The organism is Glycomyces sp. NPDC047010 (genome assembly GCF_040644205.1).
Taxonomy (GTDB): Bacteria; Actinomycetota; Actinomycetes; order Mycobacteriales; family Micromonosporaceae; genus Glycomyces.
Genome location: NZ_JBEYVY010000010.1, coordinates 128,891 through 145,853 on the forward strand (window position 1 = coordinate 128,891; position 16,963 = coordinate 145,853).

Here is a 16,963-nt window from a genome sequence, read left to right on the forward strand (position 1 = left end):
CGCGGCGCGGCCCGCCTGAGACCGCACCGGTCCTCGGTAGTGGCATCCGGATCACCCCGCGAGGGGGCAGGACATCCGAGTGCTTCGATCGAAGACCGGAAAGCGTGGCGGGAGACGCGCTGTTCCGAACTACACAAGGAGATCGACACTCTATGTCCGATAACGACCGGACACCCGAGGCGTTCAACCTCGGGGATCACCACGCCACCGCCGTCATCGACAACGGCGAGTACGGCATCCGCAAGATCCACTTCAGCACCGGCCGCCTCGCGAAGCTCGCCCAAGGCTCCGCGATCGTCCAGATGGACGACACCGTGGTCCTCTCGACCACGTCGGCCTCGAAGAACCCGAAGGACCACTTCGACTTCTTCCCGCTGACCGTCGACATCGAGGAGCGGATGTACGCCGCGGGCCGCATCCCCGGCTCGTTCTTCCGCCGCGAGGGCCGCCCGTCCGAGAACGCGATCCTCATCTGCCGCCTCATCGACCGCGGCCTGCGCCCGTCCTTCGTGTCGGGCCTGCGCAACGAGGTCCAGGTCATCGGCACGATCATCTCCGTGGACGCCAAGGACGAGTACGACGTGGTCGCCATGAACGGCGCCTCCATGTCGACGCAGCTCGCCGGGCTGCCGTTCTCGGGCCCGCTGGGCTCGACCCGCGTCGTCCTCATCGACGGCACCTGGGTCGCGTTCCCGACCCTGGAGCAGATCGAGAAGGCCACGTTCGACATGGTCGTCACCGGCCGGGTCCTCGACTCGGGCGACGTCGCGATCATGATGGTCGAGGCCGAGGCCACCGACAACACCCTCAACCTCATCGCCTCGGGCGGCACCAAGCCGACCGAGGAGGTCGTGGCCGAGGGCCTCGAAGCCGTCAAGCCGGTCATCGCCGAGCTGGTCCGCGCCCAGGCCGAACTGGCCGCGGTCGCCGCGAAGCCCGTCGCCGACTACCCGCGCTTCCTCGACTACCAGGACGACGCGTACGCCGCCGTCGAGGCCGCGGTCTCCGCGGAGCTCGACCAGGCGCTCCAGATCGCCGACAAGACCGACCGCCAAGACGAGCTGGACCGCGTCAAGTCCGTCATGCTGGAGAAGCTCGGCGCCGACTTCGAGGGCCGCGAGGGCGAGCTGTCCGCTTCGCTGCGCTCGCTCACCAAGAAGCTGGTCCGTAAGCGCGTCATCAACGAGGGCGTCCGCATCGACGGCCGCCTGCCCGCGTACATCCGCCCGCTGGGCGCGGAGGCCGGCATCCTGCCGCGCGTCCACGGCTCGGCCCTGTTCGAGCGCGGCGAGACCCAGATCATGGGCGTCACCACGCTGAACATGCTGCGCATGGAGCAGGCCATCGACACGCTGTCGCCGGTCAGCAAGAAGCGCTACATGCACAACTACAACTTCCCGCCGTACTCGACCGGTGAGACCGGCCGCGTGGGCTCGCCCAAGCGCCGCGAGATCGGCCACGGCGCGCTCGCCGAGCGGGCGCTCGTGCCGGTGCTGCCGAGCCGCGAGGAGTTCCCGTACGCGATCCGCCAGGTCTCCGAGGCGCTGGCGTCGAACGGCTCGACCTCGATGGGCTCGGTCTGCGCGTCCACGATGTCGCTGATGAACGCGGGCGTGCCGATCAAGGCGCCGGTCGCGGGCATCGCGATGGGCCTCATCTCCGAGGAGACCGAGGAGGGCACCAAGTACGTGACCCTCACGGACATCCTCGGCGCCGAGGACGCTTACGGCGACATGGACTTCAAGGTCGCCGGGACCGCCGAGTTCGTGACGGCCCTCCAGCTGGACACGAAGCTCGACGGCCTGCCGTCGGACGTGCTGGCGCAGGCGCTCCAGCAGGCCAACGACGCCCGCCACGCGATCCTCGACGTCATGCTCGACGCGATCAGCGAGCCGGGCGAGCTGGCCGCGTCCGCCCCGCGGATCACGACCCTGAAGATCCCGGTCGACAAGATCGGCGCGATCATCGGCCCGAAGGGCCAGACGATCAACCAGATCCAGGACGACACGGGCGCGGACATCACCGTCGAGGACGATGGCACGATCTACGTGTCGGCGGAGAACGGCGAGGCCGCGCAGGCCGCGGTCGAGACGATCAACGCCATCGCGAACCCGACGCTCCCGAACGTGGGCGACCGGTTCCTGGGCACGGTCGTCAAGACCACCGACTTCGGCGCGTTCATCTCGCTGGTGCCGGGCCGCGACGGCCTGCTGCACATCTCGAAGGTCGGCGACGGCAAGCGCGTCGAGCGGGTCGAGGACGTCCTGGGCGTCGGCGACAAGATCGAGGTCGAGATCGGCGACATCGACAACCGCGGGAAGATCTACCTCGACAAGGTCTACCCGGAGGGCGAGGAGCCCGAGGGCTACAAGAAGGGCCGCCCGGCCGAGCGCAAGGAGTCCCGCGGCGAGCGGGGCGACCGCGGTGACCGCGGCCCGCGCCGCGACCGCGAGCGCTCCGGTGAGCGCGGCGGCGAGCGTTCCGGCGGCGGCGAGCGCCGCGACCGGGGCGAGCGCTCCGAGGGCGGGGACCGCGACGGCGAGCGCCGCCGTCGCCGCACCCGCCGCACCGAGGACGCCGGAGGCTCGGAAGAGTAGATGAGTCGACCCCAGACTCGCACGCTCATTGACGACCCGCTGGGCGGCACGGTCCGTGTGACCGTGCTGCCCGGCGGTTTGCGTGTGCTCACCGAAACCGTCCCGACCATGCGCTCGGCCTCCGTCGGCGTGTGGGTCGGGGTGGGGGCCCGCGACGAGGCCCCCCAGCTCGCCGGCGTCTCGCACTTCCTCGAACACCTGCTGTTCAAGGGGACCGCGAAGCGCACGGCCACGGAGATCGCCGAGGCGATCGAGGCCGTCGGCGGCGAATCCAACGCGTACACCGCGCGGGAGCTGACCTGCTTCTACGCGCGGGTCCTCGACGACGACCTGCCGATCGCGGTGGACGTGCTCGGCGACGCCATGTGCGCGTCGCTGGTGACGCCCGCCGACGTCGAGGTCGAGCGGGACGTGATCCTCGAAGAGATCGCCGCCTCCGCCGACGAGCCCGCGGACGTCGTCCACGAGCTGTTCTCGCAGGCGCTGTTCGGCGACGGCGCGCTCGGGCGCGACATCGCCGGCGACCCGAAGACCGTGCGGGCCCTGACGCGCGCGCAGATCAACGACTTCTACCGGCACCACTACCAGGCCCCGAACCTGACGGTGTGCGCCGCGGGCGGCGTCGACCACGCCGAGACCGTGAAGCTCGTGCAGGAGGCGTTCCGGCCCCTGCTCGGCGGCACGGCCGTCCCGCGCCAGCGCCGTCACGACGAGGCCGTCCTGCCCGAGCCGCGGCCGCTCCTGGTGGAGCGCCACGACACCGAGCAGGCGCACCTGGTGGTCGGCTGCCGCCTGTTCTCGCGGCACGACCCCCGCAAGGACGCCTTCGAGGTCATGAACAACATCCTCGGCGGCGGCATGTCCTCGCGGCTGTTCCAGTCCGTGCGCGAGAAGCGCGGCCTGGCGTACACCGTGTACTCGTTCACGTCGTACTTCGCGGACACGGGCTCGTTCGGCGTCTACGCCGGCTCGAACCCCGACAAGGTCCACCAGGTGCGCGACCTGGTGCTCGCGGAGCTGGAGCGGATGGCGTCCGACGGCGTCACCGACGACGAGCTGCTCCGCGGCAAGGGCATGAGCCGCGGCGGCATGGTCCTGTCGATGGAGGACTCCGGTTCGCGGATGAACGCCCTGGGCCGCGCGGAGCTCCTGTACGGCGAGCACCTGTCGCTGGAGCGGGAGCTCGCGGACATCGAGGCGGTCACGTCGGAGCAGATCCGGTCGGTGTCCGCGGAGATCCTGTCGCAGCCGATGACGATCGCGGCCGTGGGGCCGTTCGACGAGAAGGACTTCCGATGATCAAGGTGGGGGTGCTCGGCGCCCGCGGCCGCATGGGCCGGGCCGCGTGCGAGGCGGTCGACGCCGCCGACGACCTGGAGCTGACCGCGACGGTGGGCCGGGACGAGAGCCTCGACAAGGTCGCCGGGTGCGACGTCGTCGTTGACTTCACGCTCCCGGGCGTCGTCATGGACAACCTCGCCTGGTGCACCGACCGCGGCATCCACACCGTGGTCGGCGTCTCCGGGTTCGACGCGCAGCGCCTCGACGCCGCCCGCGGCATCCTCGCCGCCGACCCCGAGGTGGGGTCGGTGATCGCCCCGAACTTCGGGATCGGCGCGGTCCTGATGATGCAGTTCGCGGCCAAGGCCGCGAAGCACTTCGACTCCGCGGAGATCATCGAGGCGCACCACCCGCGCAAGGTCGACGCCCCTTCGGGCACGGCCGTGCACACGGCGCGGCTCATCGCCGCGGCGCGCGCCGAGGCCGGGCTCGACGGGATGCCCGACGCGACCGAGACCGACCCGATGGGCGCCCGCGGCGCGGACGTGGACGGCGTCCGCGTCCACGCGGTCCGCTCCGCCGGGTACGTGGCGAGCCAGGAGGTCCGCTTCGGCGGCCCCGGTGAGCGGTTCGTCATCTCCCACGACTCGCTCGACCGCGAGTCGTTCATGCCCGGCGTGCTCCTGGCGATCCGCGAGGTCGTCAAGCGCCCGGGCCTGACGGTGGGCCTGGACGACCTCCTCGACTGAACCCTGCTGGACTGCAAGCGAAAAGGCGCCCGCCGGATCGGCGGGCGCCTTTCGCGTCGTCTTACTCTGTCGTGCTCGCACTCTCGGAGACCGCTTCCTCTTCCGGACTGGCGCTCGTGGTCGGCTCGGACCCGCCCTGACCGGACTCGGTGGTCGCGTCCTCGCCGGGGGTCGTGGTCTCCTCGCTGGGGGAGGAGGACTCGGACGGGGTCGCGTCGCCGCTCGGCGCATCGGTGGTCGCGGAGTCCGTGGGGTCGTCGGAGGCGCTCTCGTCCGCGTCCTCCGTCGTGGTCTCGGTGGGGTCGGCGGTCTCGTCGGGGGCGTCGGAGACCGTCGCCTGATTGTCATCGTGGATGAACCGTCCGGGGTCGCCGGTGAAGACCCCGAGGAGGAGCAGGGTGCCGACGGTGAGGCCGAAGACGAGGACGCTGGAGATCGCGATCGCGAGGACGGTCTTCTTGCGGGAGTTCACGTCCGTGACGTGGCCCTCGGGTTCGAGGTCGGGGACCTCCATGGGGACGGTCTCGTCCTGCGTCGAGTGGAGCTGCGCGGCCTCGGGGATCTTCGCGGTCGCGCTGGCGCCTTCTGGCGTTTCGTCGACGGTGGTCTCGACGGTCGCCGCGGTGACCTTGCCGCGGGCGGTGGGGGCCATGGCCGCGATCTGCGACTTGATGCGCTCGCCGGTGGAGCGCATGGCCCGGAGGATGAGGACCGCGCCGATCGAGGAGCAGATGCTGAGGACCGCGGTGCCCGCGACGGTGCCCCAGATGTTGAGGACTTTCGCAAGGAGCGCGCCGATGACGGTGGCGCCGGCGGCGGCCAGGACCTGTCCGATGCTCAGTTCCAGGCCGGGCTCTTTGTCCTTGCGGCCCTTGCTCTTCGAGCGGTACTGAGTCAACGGCCCTCCCCGTGGTCGTTATCGTTCCGCAACGCGGACGGACTCACCAGGATACGGGCCGTGTACGGAGCGACTACGGTTTGTGCGCGAACTAACGGGGCCGGGGCGTCAGCTGATCCGGCCGGTGGAGTGGCGCCGCAGCGCGGACCACTGCCACAGCCACAGCAGCGCCCCGATGACGACGACCGCGCCGACCCCGGCGATGAGGAACGCCCAGCCGTTGTTCTCCACGGCCGTCGCGTGCAGGTCGTAGTCCTGGCCCGGGACCATCCGCCACGTGACGGTGCGCCCGTCCAGTTCGCCGTTGTGCTCGGTCACGGTGGCCGGGAAGTTGACGCTGATGAGGATCTCGGCGTCCTCGAACGCCTCCGGGTCGATGAACCCGGCCGCCCGCAGGTCCCAGTAGCCTTCGAGCCCGTACTCGCGCCCGTCGTGCCCGATGCGCAGGTAGCCCCACTCGTCGCCGCCGAACTCCGCGAAGTCCGACAGCGGCCGGTCGGTGAACGACGCGGTCTGCCCCGTGAACCCGTCCTGCTCGTACGGCACCCGCTCGGTCCCCGGCACGCCGTCGAGGAGCGCGTCCAGGAACGCGTCCAGCTCCGACCGCCCCAGGCCCTCGTCCTGCGCCTGCTCCAGGAACTCGTCGCTCCACGCGGCCGTGAACTCCCCGCCCACCGTGTCGTCGGGCCGGACCTCCAGCCCCAGGTCGAGCCTGACGCACCCGGAGGCGACGGCCACCAGACCCACCGCGGCGGCACCGGTCAGCACCCGGCGAGCAATTCCCAGCATGGAAGGAGCCTAAGCCCGCGAAACGGACGAAGCCGTGCTTTCGCCCACACCGCACCCCCGGAATGTCATACCCCCGTGTCACGGTCCTTGAGTGGGGCGCCGCGAACGGGCCCCTGCGGCTCTGGCCGTGCCCGCTAGTCTGTGGGGGAGGAGGACCCGTGTGCGCAGTCGATGAGGCGACCCTGGAGTCGCGGCCCGAACCCGAGCAGCCGCAGCGCAAGCGCGGCAACCCCGTCAAACGCTGGGTCACCGGCGCCGTCGGGCGCCCCTGGTTCGCGCCCCTGCTCATCCTCACCTGCTTCGCGGGCGCGGCCGCGGGCGTCGTCGCCACGAACCCCACCGACGACACCGGCCCCACCACGTGCCTGTTCAAACTCGCCACCGGCTTCGACTGCCCCGGCTGCGGCGGCACCCGCGCGTTCTACTACGTGCTCACCCTCGACCTGCCCGAAGCCGCCCGCCACCACCTGATGGCCGTCTTCGCCGCCCCGTTCATCGCCTGGATGTACCTCGCCTGGGCCGTCCCGCGCCTCTTCCCCCGCCTCACCTGGCGCCTCCCCACGTTCCACCTCACGCCCGGCCTCGTCACCGTCTTCCTCTCCGCCTGGGGCGCGTTCTTCGTCCTCCGCAACCTCCCCTGGCCGCCCTTCACGTTCTTCTACGTCTGAACGCGAAGCGGCCCGGCCGCTTCCGCGACCGGGCCCGCTAGTGGGTGTTGAGTGAAGTCCTAAGCGAACGCGCTCGCACGGTGCAGGTAGATGTCGCCCGACACCGACCGCGCCCGCACCTCAAGGCTCGTCCCGTCGCTCGACGGCGCCGGGGACGTGTCGCCCGTCGCCAGCTCCGACGTCACCGAACCGGCCTTCGCGTCCAGGTCCACCCAGATGTCGGTGCCCGGGACCACGCCGAGGCTGATGCGCCCCGAGACCGTGTTCGCCCGGACCGAGCCCGAGCGCAGCGCGCCCAGCTCGATCCCGCCCGACAGGGTGTTCACGTTCGCGTTCGAGTCCAGCCGCTCGGCCGAGATCGAGCCCGCCACCGTCTTCGCCGAGAAGTCCCCGCCGACGTGGTCGGCCTTGACCTGCCCCGACGCGGTGTTCGCGCGGAAGTCCTCGATCGCGTCGATGACGCTGATCGAACCCGACACGGTGTTCGCCTTCACGCTCGTCGCGCTCTCCACGGTCGCCGACCCGGCCACCGTGTTGATCGAGACCGCGCCCAGCTTGCCGTGCAGGCTGATCGGCGCCGACGTCGTCTTGACCGACACCTCCGACCGGACCGGCAGCCGCACCGAGAGGTGCACGCCGATCTCCTTGCGGAAGAACCAGTTCTGCGCCTTCTCGGGGGCCACCACGCGCAGGTGCCCGTTCTCGAACGACACGCTCGCGAGGTCGGCCGCGTCGGAGTCGCCCTCGGAGCGGCGCTGCGCGGGCTTCACCTCGACGAGGACCGTGTTCAGCTCGTGGGCGGTGACGGTGACCGAGCCGTCGGCGAGGGTGATCGCCGCCGTGACCGGCCCGTCGTGGGTGAATTCGGTGTACTCGTTCATCCTTGCTGCTCCTAAGCCCGGGCGTAGCCGGTGATGCGCTGGCTGTACTTCGCGCCCGCGGGCTGCCCCGACGTGCGAGAGGCGTGGACCGCGTTGTTGATCGCGCGCACCAGCCAGGCGTTGACCGAGGCGCCGTCCTTGGAGGCGACGCGCTCGACGTCCTCCTTGAGCGACTCCGGCAGGCGCAGCGTGATGCGGGCGACGTCGTCGTCCACCGGCGGGGCCGGGGGCGGCGCGGCCTCGGCGGTCTCGCCGCCGCTGACGCGCAGGTCGACCTCCTTGCCGCGCACCCGCAGATCGACCGACGCCGGGGAACCGGCCTGGTCCAACCCGGCCGTGATCTCGGCGGCGGCCTCAGAAAGGGCCTCCATGAGCGCCAGGCGCGCACCCGCGTCGAGCGCTTCTGACAGCAGTTCCGCGGTCCGCGCGGCGTCCTCCCCGCCCGGCGCGGCGGCGGCGGTGAGGCTCCGGCGGAGCGATTCGATGTACGGCGTCAAGTCCATGACACCATGATGACATCATTTCTGACGTCTGTCAAGCGGCGCGCTGGAGCCGGGACGCGCAACCCCGCCCCGCCCGCCCCACAGAGCACACCCGGACGCACCCGCGGCCGGGCGCGTGCAGGACCACACTCCCCCGCCGAGTACCCTCAGGGAGTCGAGAACCAGCACTAACAGCCACCGAACACGAACGAGGGGGAGCGGGGATGCCCGAAATCGTACCGATGGACGTCCGACTCATCGCCTGGACGCACTTCGAGGCGCCCGCAGACGTCCCCTGGGACACCGACGCCGACGGCGGACAGGCCCTCGCCGAGTTCGCCGGCCGCGCCTGCTACCAGTCGTGGACCAAGCCCAACCCCAAGACCGCCACCAACGCCGGCTACCTCGACCACATCCTCCAAGTCGGACACCTCTCGGTCCTCGAACACGGCACCGTCAGCTTCTACCTCAGCGGCATCTCCCGCTCCCTCACCCACGAGCTGATCCGCCACCGCCACTTCTCGTACTCCCAGCTCTCGCAGCGCTACGTCCCCGAGCGCGACGCGCACATGGTCGAGCCCGAAGTGATCGCGAACGACCCCGAACTCCACGACCGCTTCCTCGCCGCGGCCGACGCCGCCCAGAGCGCCTACGACGACCTCCTCGAAGGCCTGGAGAAGAAGTTCGCCGACGTCAAGAACGGCACCCTCCGCCGAAAGCAGGCGCGCCAAGCGGCGCGATCGGTCCTCCCCAACGCCACCGAGACCCGCATCGTCGTGACCGGCAACTACCGCGCCTGGCGGCACTTCATCGCCATGCGCGCCTCCGAGCACGCCGACGTCGAGATCCGGGCGCTGGCAGTCGAGTGCCTCAAGCAGCTCAAGGACAAGGCCGCGAACGTCTTCGCCGACTTCCAGATCTCGAAGCTCGACGACGGCACCGAGGTCGCCTCCAGCCCCTACGTCACCGAGGGGTAGAGCCGCAGGGCGCACCGCCCGCAGCTTCCGGCCCCCGCGTCGCCGCGGGGTCCGGTTCCGAGCCGCGGGCGCAATGAACTTGAGACAGTTATACGAAACGAGCGGCGGGCGCAGCGCCCCCGCCGCCGCAACCAGCATTGGTGAAAGCAGATGCGCAACGCAACGCGCCCCTTCGGGCGAACACTCGCGGCGATGATCACGCCGTTCACGCCCTCAGGGGAACTCGACGTCCCCGGCACGGCCGCCCTCGCGCGCCACCTCGTCGACGAGCAGGGCTGCGAGGGCCTCGTCCTCAACGGCACCACCGGCGAGTCGCCCACCACCACCGACGCGGAGAAGACCCAGGTCATCGAGACCGTCCTCGAAGCCGTCGGCGACCGCGCCCACGTCATCGCGGGTGCCTCCACCTACGACACCCGCCACTCGGTGCGCCTCGCGCAGGCCGCCGAGAAGGCCGGCGCGCACGGGCTCCTCCTCGTCACCCCGTACTACAACAAGCCCACCCAGGCCGGGATCGCCGCCCACTTCGAGGCCATCGCCGACGCCGCCGCCCTCCCGGTGATGCTCTACGACATCCCGCCGCGCTCCGTGCTCGGCATCGCCGAGGACACCTTCGCGCGACTCGCCAAGCACGAGAACATCATCGCGTTCAAGGACGCCACCGGCGACGTCGTCAAGTCCCAGCGCGTCCGCGTCAGCACCGGCCTCGCCGCCTACTGCGGCGTCGACGAGCTCAACCTCGCCGCGTACGCCACCGGCCAGGTCGGCGTCGTCTCCGTGACCGCCCACCTCGTCGGCCGCCACATCAACGCGATGTTCGACGCCTACGACGACGGCGACACCGCCAAAGCGCAGGCGATCAACGACGCCCTCCTGCCCTTGACCGACGCGGTCTTCAGCGGGCCCGGCCTCGTCGCCGTCAAGTCCGGCCTCACCACCGCGGGCCTGCCCGCGGGGGAGCCGCGCCTGCCGCTGCTCCCCGCCGACGCCGACCTCTCCGCACTCATCGCCGCCCGACTCGCCGACCTGAAGGAGGCCCGATGGGCCTGACCCGACCCAAGAACCTCGGCGAACCCGGCGCCCTCCCCGACGGGGCCCTCCGGGTCATCCCGCTCGGCGGCCTCGGCGCCATCGGCCGGAACATGACCCTCTTCGAATACGAGGGCCGCCTGCTCATCGTCGACTGCGGGGTGCTCTTCCCCGACGTCGACCAGCCCGGCGTCGACCTGATCCTGCCGGACTTCACGCCGATCCTCGACCGCCTCGACGACATCGAGGCCATCGTCGTCACCCACGGCCACGAGGACCACATCGGGGCCATCCCGTTCCTGCTGGAGCACAAGAACGACATCCCCGTCGTCGGCTCCCGCTTCTCCGTCGCGCTCGTCGAGGCCAAGCTGCGCGAGCGGCGCATCAAGCCCGCCGGGATCGTCGTCGCCGAGAACGAGACGCTCCAGCTCGGCCCGTTCGGGTGCGAGTTCCTCGCCGTCAACCACTCCATCCCGGACGCGCTCGCCGTCGCGGTGCGCACCGAGGCCGGCCTGGTGCTCCACACCGGCGACTTCAAGATGGACCAGCTGCCGCTCGACGGGCGCATCACCGACCTCGCCGGGTTCGCGCGCCTGGGCGACCAGGGCGTGGACCTGCTCCTGTCGGACTCCACGAACGCGGAGATCCCCGGGTTCGTGACCTCCGAGCGCCAGATCGGCGCCGTCCTCGACAAGCTCTTCGAGGACGTCAAGGGCCGCATCATCGTCGCGTCCTTCGCGAGCCACGTGCACCGCGTGCAGCAGGTGCTCGACGCCTCGCACGCGCACGGGCGCAAGGTGGCGTTCGTGGGCCGCTCGATGGTCCGCAACATGGCGATCGCCCGCGACCTCGGCCTCATGCACGTCCCCGAGGGGCTGCTGGTGAGCATGGACGAGGCGGTGCGCCTGCCCAACGACGAGATCGTGTACATGTCCACCGGCTCCCAGGGCGAGCCGATGAGCGCCCTGGGCCGCATGGCCTCCGGCGACCACCGGCACATCACCGTGGAGCCCGACGACACCGTGATCCTCGCGTCGTCGCTGGTGCCCGGCAACGAGACCGCCGTGTACGGCGTGATCAACCGCCTGGCGCGCACCGGCGCGACGGTGATCCACAAGGACGTCGCGAAGGTCCACGTCTCCGGCCACGCCCCCGCGGGCGAGCTGCTGTACGTGCTCAACGTCGTGAAGCCCTCGAACATGATCCCGGTGCACGGCGAGGCCCGGCACCTCCAGGCGCACGCGCGCCTCGCGATCGAGTCGGGCGTCCCGGCCGACCAGGTCATCGTCATCGAGAACGGCGACGTGGTGGACCTGGTCGACGGGCGCGCGCGCCTCGTCGGGCACATCCCGAACAACCTGATCTACGTGGACGGCCTCTCGGTCGGCGACGTCGGCGAGCCGGTGCTCAACGAGCGCCGCGTCCTCGGCGACGGCGGCTTCATCGCCGCCACGGTCGTCATCGACTCCGAGAACGGCAAGGTCGTCGGCGGGCCGACGGTGTCGGCGCGCGGGTTCTCCGAGGACCCGAAGGCGTTCGACGGGGTCCTGCCGCTGATCGGCGACGCCATGGAGCGCGCCGCGCAGGACGGGATCACCGACCCGCACCAGCTCCAGCAGATCCTGCGCCGCACTGTGGGGAAGTGGGTCAACGACACGTACCGGCGACGGCCTATGATCGTTCCCCACGTCCTTGAAGTCTGAGGACGGGGCAGCGCAGTCTCGAAGTCTGAGGGCGCGCGAGGTTCGGCCTCGGAGTCCGAGGGGACGCGGTCAGGCGTCCCCCTCGGCGGTGGGTCCACGGCGGTGCATTCGGCGCGGCGCGAAAGGACTTGAGGCCGCAGGGCCTCGGCATATGAGAGAACGACCGGGGCGCTCCGCCCCGATGTCTGAGTGAGTCTCATGTAAGCGGCGGGGCCGCTCCCGGGAGGGAGCGGCCCCGTCTCGCTGTCGTACCCCCGCGCTACTGTTGCGCCAGGGGTCCCTTAAGGGGGATTTATCGGCTTAAAGTGGGATTTGCTAGGATTTCGGGCTGATCGGGAGCGGGTTCGGGGGCTCCGAGCGGAGGTCGTTCACGACCATGTCCGCAGGGGCGTCGAGGACCGCGGCGATCTGGGCCGCCACCGAATCCGGGCTCATCGCCCGCGCCGGGTCGTAGTCCGAGTCGTACTGGTCCCGCAGGCCCCGCTGCATGTCCGTGTCGAAATGCGACGGGTAGAGGCTCGTCACCCGCAGCCCGTTCCCGCGCTCCTCCGCGCGCAGCGCGTCCGCGATCGCCTTGAGCGCGTGCTTGCTCGCCGCGTACGACGCCAGCTTCGGCGCCGCGTTCAGGCCCGCGCCCGAGTTCAGGAACACCACGTGCCCCCGCGCCGCCCGCAGCGCCGGCAGCAGCAGCCGCGTCAGCTCCGCCACCGCCACCACGTTCACCGCGAGCGTCCGCTGCCACCATTCGAGCGTCTCGTCCGCCACCGCGTTGACATTGAGGACACCGGCATTGTGGACCAGGCCGTCGAGCCGGTCGATGCCGGCGGCGGCGACGGCGTCCGCCAGGCTCCCCGGCTCCGCGAGGTCCGCCACCAGGGCCTTCGCGTGCGGCACCCCCGCGAGCGCGGCCTCGCTGCGGGCGTGCGCGATCACGGTGTCGCCGCGCGCGCTCAACCGCTCGGCCAGCGTCCGGCCGAGGCCGCGCCCCGCGCCGGTGACCAGGATCGTTTTTGACATGTCGTCACATTAGCCCCTCCCGTGAAGCCCTTCGCGTCAACGCCGACCGGCGTGCGGGCGGTAACGTATGCACCATGATGGCCAGGACGAGCGGCAAGGGCGGGACCGCCCGCCGGTCCGGTGCGCCTGCGGCGCGCCGCAAGCCCGCCGCCTCGACCGGCGGCGCCAAGAAGGCCGCCGCCAAGAAGACGACGGCGAAGCGCGCGGTCAAGAAGACCACCGCGGGCGCCGCCAAGCGCACCGCGAAGAAGGCCGTCAAGAAGCGCACCCGCGCCGACGCGATCCCCGGCCCCCTCGAAGCCCTCGGGATGGGCCTCCGCGGCCTGTGGGTCGGCACCGCGCGCACGACCGGCTGGATGGCCCGCTCCGTCGGCAAGGAGGCCGCCACGGCCCGCGAGATCGACCCCGCGCACCGCCGCGACGGCCTCGGGCTGCTGCTCGTCGCCACCGCGATCGTCCTCGCGTGCGCCGTCTGGTTCGACGTCGCCGGGCCCGTGGGCGAGCGCTTCGCGTTCATCCTCGACTGGCTCCTCGGTCTCGCCACCCGCGCGCTCCCGGTCCTCCTGGTGCTGTGGGGCATCCGCGTCATGCGCCTCGAACCCCCCGAAGGCGCGCACGGCCGCTCGCTGGTCGGCTGGACCGCCATCTGGGCCGCCAGCCTCGGCCTCCTCCACCTCATCTCCGGCCTCCCCGCCGACATGGGCGAGCGCATGGTCGCGGGCGGCCAGCTCGGGTGGCTCGTCGGCGGCGGGCTCGCGCTCGCGGTCTCGGCGTACGTCGCGTTCCCGCTGCTGGTGCTGCTCCTGCTGTTCGGGGTCCTCGTCGTGACCGCGACGCCGCTGAACCAGGTGCCGACGAAGCTCATGCACCTGTGGGGCCTCGCCACCGGCAAGGTGGAGACCTATGAGGACGGCGAGGAGGAGGACGGGGCCGAGCCGCGCCTCACCCGCGCCGAGAGCCGGGAGGCCAAGCGCCTCAAGGAGGAGGAGGCCCGCCGGGTCCACCGCCCCACCACGGTCCTGCCGCGGCTCGCGCCCGAGGAGGTCCCCGAGCTCAACCAGGAGGAGCCCCCGCCGCCGCGCCGTTCGGCCCCGATCGCGGAGCCCGAGCCGGTGCGCGAGCCCCCGAAGCACACGCCCGCACCGAAGAAGATCGAGCAGCCGACCCTTTCGGACGGCGCGATGGACGGCGACTACCGCCTCCCGCCGCTCGACATGCTCCCGACCGGGCCGGTCGCGAAGAAGCGCTCGAAGGCCAACGAGGTCGTCATCGCGGCCCTCCAGGAGGTGTTCGCGCAGTTCAACGTGGACGCCGCCGTCACCGGCTTCACGCGCGGCCCCACCGTCACGCGGTACGAAGTGGAGCTCGGCCCCGCGGTGAAGGTGGAGCGGATCATCCAGCTCTCGAAGAACATCGCGTACGCCGTCAAGAGCGCCGAGATCCGGATCATCAACCCGATTCCCGGCAAGAGCGCGGTCGGCGTGGAGATCCCGAACACCGACCGCGACGACGTGGCGCTCGGCGACGTGCTGCGCTCGCCGACCGCGCAGGCCGACGCGCACCCGATGATCGTGGGCCTGGGCAAGGACGTCGAGGGCGGGTACGTCCTCACGAACCTGACGAAGACCCCGCACATGCTCATCGCGGGCGCCACGGGCTCGGGCAAGTCCTCGTGCATCAACACGCTGCTGACGTCGATCCTGGTGCGGTCCACGCCCGAGCAGGTGCGCCTGCTGCTCATCGACCCCAAGCGCGTCGAGCTCTCCAACTACGAGGGCATCCCGCACCTGGTCCACCCGATCGTGACGAACCCGAAGAAGGCGTCCGACGCCCTCCAGTGGGTCGTCAAGGAGATGGACATGCGGTACGAGGACCTCGCCTCGGCGGGCGTGCGGCACGTGGACGACTTCAACCGGAAGGTCCGGTCGGGGGAGATCAAGGAGCACCCGGCGTCGGGCCGCGAGTTCCGGCCGCACCCGTACCTGCTGGTCATCGTGGACGAGCTGGCGGACCTGATGATGGTCGCCGCGCGGGACGTGGAGGACTCGGTCGTGCGCATCACGCAGCTCGCGCGCGCCGCCGGCATCCACCTGGTGCTCGCGACGCAGCGGCCGTCGGTGGACGTCGTCACGGGCCTCATCAAGGCCAACGTGCCCTCGCGGCTCGCGTTCTCGACGTCCTCGCTCGCGGACTCGCGGGTCATCCTCGACCAGCCCGGCGCCGAGAAGCTCGTGGGCCGCGGCGACGGCCTGTTCCTGCCGATGGGCGCGTCCAAGCCCGAGCGCATCCAAGGCGCGTGGGTCTCCGACGCGGAGATCGAGGCGGTCGTGGAGCACGCGAAGGCGCAGATGGACGCCCAGTACATCGAGGAGGTCACCGCGACGCCCGGTTCGACCCGCGAGATCGACCCGGACATCGGCGACGACCTCGAAGTGCTCATCCAGGCGATCGAGCAGGTCGTCACCACCCAGTTCGGGTCCACGTCGATGCTCCAGCGCAAGCTCCGCGTGGGCTTCGCGAAGGCCGGGCGGCTCATGGACCTCATGGAGACCCGCGGCGTGGTCGGTCCCTCGGAGGGGACGAAGGCCCGCGACGTCCTCGTCAAGCCCGACGAGCTCGACTCGGTCATCGCCTCCATCCAGGGCGAGTGACCGGAAGCAGACCTGTCCGCTACTCGAAGCTGGCGGTCAGCTCGTGGGTCTTGTCGCCGGTGATCGGCATCGAGATGCCCTCCTCGGGCCACTCGACCGGGCCCTCGGGGTGGAACGTCAGCGTGAACACGAGGCTGTCGGCCGGGACGGCGTACTCCAGGAAGTACGTGCGCCAGATCCCGTCGCCCCACTCCTCGTCGGTGTAGTCCACCGAGGCCGCAGTCAGGGCCCCGTTCGCGTCCGCGACCGCAAGGGCCTCCTGCGGGTCGATGTCCCATTCCAGGCCCGAACCGGACTGGAGCCACCCGAACTGGAGGGCCAGGACCGCGCCGTCGTTCTCGGCGACCCAGCCCTCGCCGGGCTGGTACACCTCACGCGTGAGGGTGAACTCCGTGGAGTAGACCCAGTCGTCGAACCAGTACTCGTACGACCCGGTCGAGGTGTACCCGTCGACGGAGTTCTCCACGACGTCGGTGGTCACCGAGTCCGTGGACGCGTTGTACAGGGCCTGGACGAGCCCGTCGCGGGTGCGCGCCCGCAGGTCCATGGTCTGGGTCCGCTCGGAGTCGGTCATCTCCAGGGTCACCGGGGCGTCCTTCTCGACCACCGCGAGGTACGCGGCGCCGGGGACGGGCGAGGTGCCCGCGAACTCCCACTCCTCGGAGCCGATGACCAGCTTCCCCGTCAGCTCCGTGAGGTCGTCCACCGCGTACGGCGCCTCCACGCCGGGCTCGGGCGCGAACTGCACGAGCGTGAACTCGTACCCGGGCGGCGGGGGCATCGTGATCGGGTGCGCCTCGCCCACGAGGTACTCCAGCTGGAAGCCCTCGGGGACGGCGTCGAACGAGGCCACGCACTCGACGCGGAGCGCGAAGTGCGCGCCGCGCAGCAGCCCCTCGTCGCCCTCGAAGCGCGTCTCGCCCTCACTCGGGCAGATCGAGACGGGCACGTCGTCGCTGGTGAGGCTGTAGCCCGCGCGGGTGTTCAGCGTGCCCGTGGGCACCGCGCCGCACGCGGCGGCGGTGAGCGCGGACGCCGCCGCGAGCACCGCGAACGCGGCCCTGCGGGCGGTGCTGCTTGCGGGGATCCTGTCGGCTGGGGCGATGCCTTTGGGGGACATGGAACCAGCCTAAAGTATGCGTGCGACGTCCGGTGAACCGATGTTGCCCCAGCGCAGGAGGGCCGCGAATGGCCGGATTCGTCCGCGGCGCAATCGGTGCATACCGTCCGTGACCGGCCCC

At 71.1% G+C, this 16,963-nt stretch carries 14 protein-coding genes; 8 read left to right on the plus strand and 6 right to left on the minus strand.

Annotation, left to right across the window (positions count from 1 at the left end):
- Positions 1-152 precede the first annotated feature (152 nt).
- Genes AB0A65_RS20265 through dapB form a run of 3 tightly spaced genes read left to right on the plus strand, consistent with a single transcriptional unit; the run spans position 153 to position 4,627 of the window.
- Complete coding sequence (locus AB0A65_RS20265) at positions 153-2,597, plus strand: polyribonucleotide nucleotidyltransferase (protein WP_359953259.1); 2,445 nt, start codon at positions 153-155, stop codon at positions 2,595-2,597.
- Positions 2,598-3,896 (plus strand): pitrilysin family protein, encoded by a 1,299-nt coding sequence (locus tag AB0A65_RS20270; RefSeq protein ID WP_359953261.1) that lies wholly within the window; start codon positions 2,598-2,600, stop codon positions 3,894-3,896.
- Positions 3,893-4,627, plus strand: coding sequence for a 4-hydroxy-tetrahydrodipicolinate reductase (gene dapB, locus AB0A65_RS20275; protein WP_359953263.1), 735 nt, complete (start codon positions 3,893-3,895; stop codon positions 4,625-4,627). The genes AB0A65_RS20270 and dapB overlap by 4 nt, the downstream gene beginning before the upstream one ends.
- Positions 4,628-4,688: 61 nt before the next feature.
- Here the strand turns inward: dapB and AB0A65_RS20280 are convergent, their stop codons facing one another.
- Together AB0A65_RS20280 and AB0A65_RS20285 are read right to left on the minus strand one after the other, a co-directional pair.
- Positions 4,689-5,525 (minus strand): hypothetical protein, encoded by an 837-nt coding sequence (locus AB0A65_RS20280; protein ID WP_359953264.1) that lies wholly within the window; start codon positions 5,523-5,525, stop codon positions 4,689-4,691.
- A 108-nt stretch (positions 5,526-5,633) separates the two neighbouring features.
- The gene (locus AB0A65_RS20285) at positions 5,634-6,314 is read right to left on the minus strand and encodes a hypothetical protein (RefSeq protein ID WP_359953266.1); all 681 of its coding nucleotides are present in this window, start codon (positions 6,312-6,314) and stop codon (positions 5,634-5,636) included.
- Between the two features lie 158 nt (positions 6,315-6,472).
- Here AB0A65_RS20285 and AB0A65_RS20290 point away from each other — a divergent pair, with 158 nt between their 5' ends.
- Entirely contained in the window at positions 6,473-6,982 is a 510-nt protein-coding gene (locus AB0A65_RS20290) for a DUF2752 domain-containing protein (RefSeq protein ID WP_359953268.1), read from the plus strand.
- Positions 6,983-7,041: 59 nt separating this feature from the next.
- Here the strand turns inward: AB0A65_RS20290 and AB0A65_RS20295 are convergent, their stop codons facing one another.
- Both AB0A65_RS20295 and AB0A65_RS20300 read right to left on the minus strand, forming a co-directional pair.
- Complete coding sequence (locus tag AB0A65_RS20295; protein WP_359953270.1) at positions 7,042-7,863, minus strand: DUF4097 family beta strand repeat-containing protein; 822 nt, start codon at positions 7,861-7,863, stop codon at positions 7,042-7,044.
- Positions 7,864-7,874: 11 nt separating this feature from the next.
- On the minus strand, positions 7,875-8,366 hold the full coding sequence (locus AB0A65_RS20300; protein ID WP_359953272.1) for a hypothetical protein: 492 nt from the start codon (positions 8,364-8,366) through the stop codon (positions 7,875-7,877).
- 203 nt (positions 8,367-8,569) lie between these two features.
- Between AB0A65_RS20300 and thyX the strand changes: the two genes are divergently transcribed.
- The 3 genes from thyX (at position 8,570) to AB0A65_RS20315 (ending at position 12,054) form a co-directional block, all read left to right on the plus strand.
- Positions 8,570-9,322, plus strand: coding sequence for an FAD-dependent thymidylate synthase (gene thyX, locus AB0A65_RS20305; RefSeq protein WP_359953274.1), 753 nt, complete (start codon positions 8,570-8,572; stop codon positions 9,320-9,322).
- Between the two features lie 150 nt (positions 9,323-9,472).
- Positions 9,473-10,372, plus strand: coding sequence for a 4-hydroxy-tetrahydrodipicolinate synthase (dapA, locus tag AB0A65_RS20310; RefSeq protein WP_359953276.1), 900 nt, complete (start codon positions 9,473-9,475; stop codon positions 10,370-10,372).
- Entirely contained in the window at positions 10,363-12,054 is a 1,692-nt protein-coding gene (locus AB0A65_RS20315) for a ribonuclease J (protein ID WP_359953281.1), read from the plus strand. The genes dapA and AB0A65_RS20315 overlap by 10 nt, the downstream gene beginning before the upstream one ends.
- Before the next feature lie 315 nt (positions 12,055-12,369).
- Here the strand turns inward: AB0A65_RS20315 and AB0A65_RS20320 are convergent, their stop codons facing one another.
- Entirely contained in the window at positions 12,370-13,071 is a 702-nt protein-coding gene (locus tag AB0A65_RS20320) for an SDR family oxidoreductase (RefSeq protein ID WP_359953283.1), read from the minus strand.
- Positions 13,072-13,379: 308 nt separating this feature from the next.
- Between AB0A65_RS20320 and AB0A65_RS20325 the strand changes: the two genes are divergently transcribed.
- Positions 13,380-15,722, plus strand: a complete 2,343-nt coding sequence (locus tag AB0A65_RS20325; protein ID WP_359953493.1) for a DNA translocase FtsK — start codon at positions 13,380-13,382, stop codon at positions 15,720-15,722.
- Positions 15,723-15,741: 19 nt separating this feature from the next.
- Here AB0A65_RS20325 and AB0A65_RS20330 read toward each other — a convergent pair whose 3' ends face one another.
- The gene (locus AB0A65_RS20330) at positions 15,742-16,842 is read right to left on the minus strand and encodes a hypothetical protein (protein WP_359953284.1); all 1,101 of its coding nucleotides are present in this window, start codon (positions 16,840-16,842) and stop codon (positions 15,742-15,744) included.
- Positions 16,843-16,963: the final 121 nt, after the last annotated feature.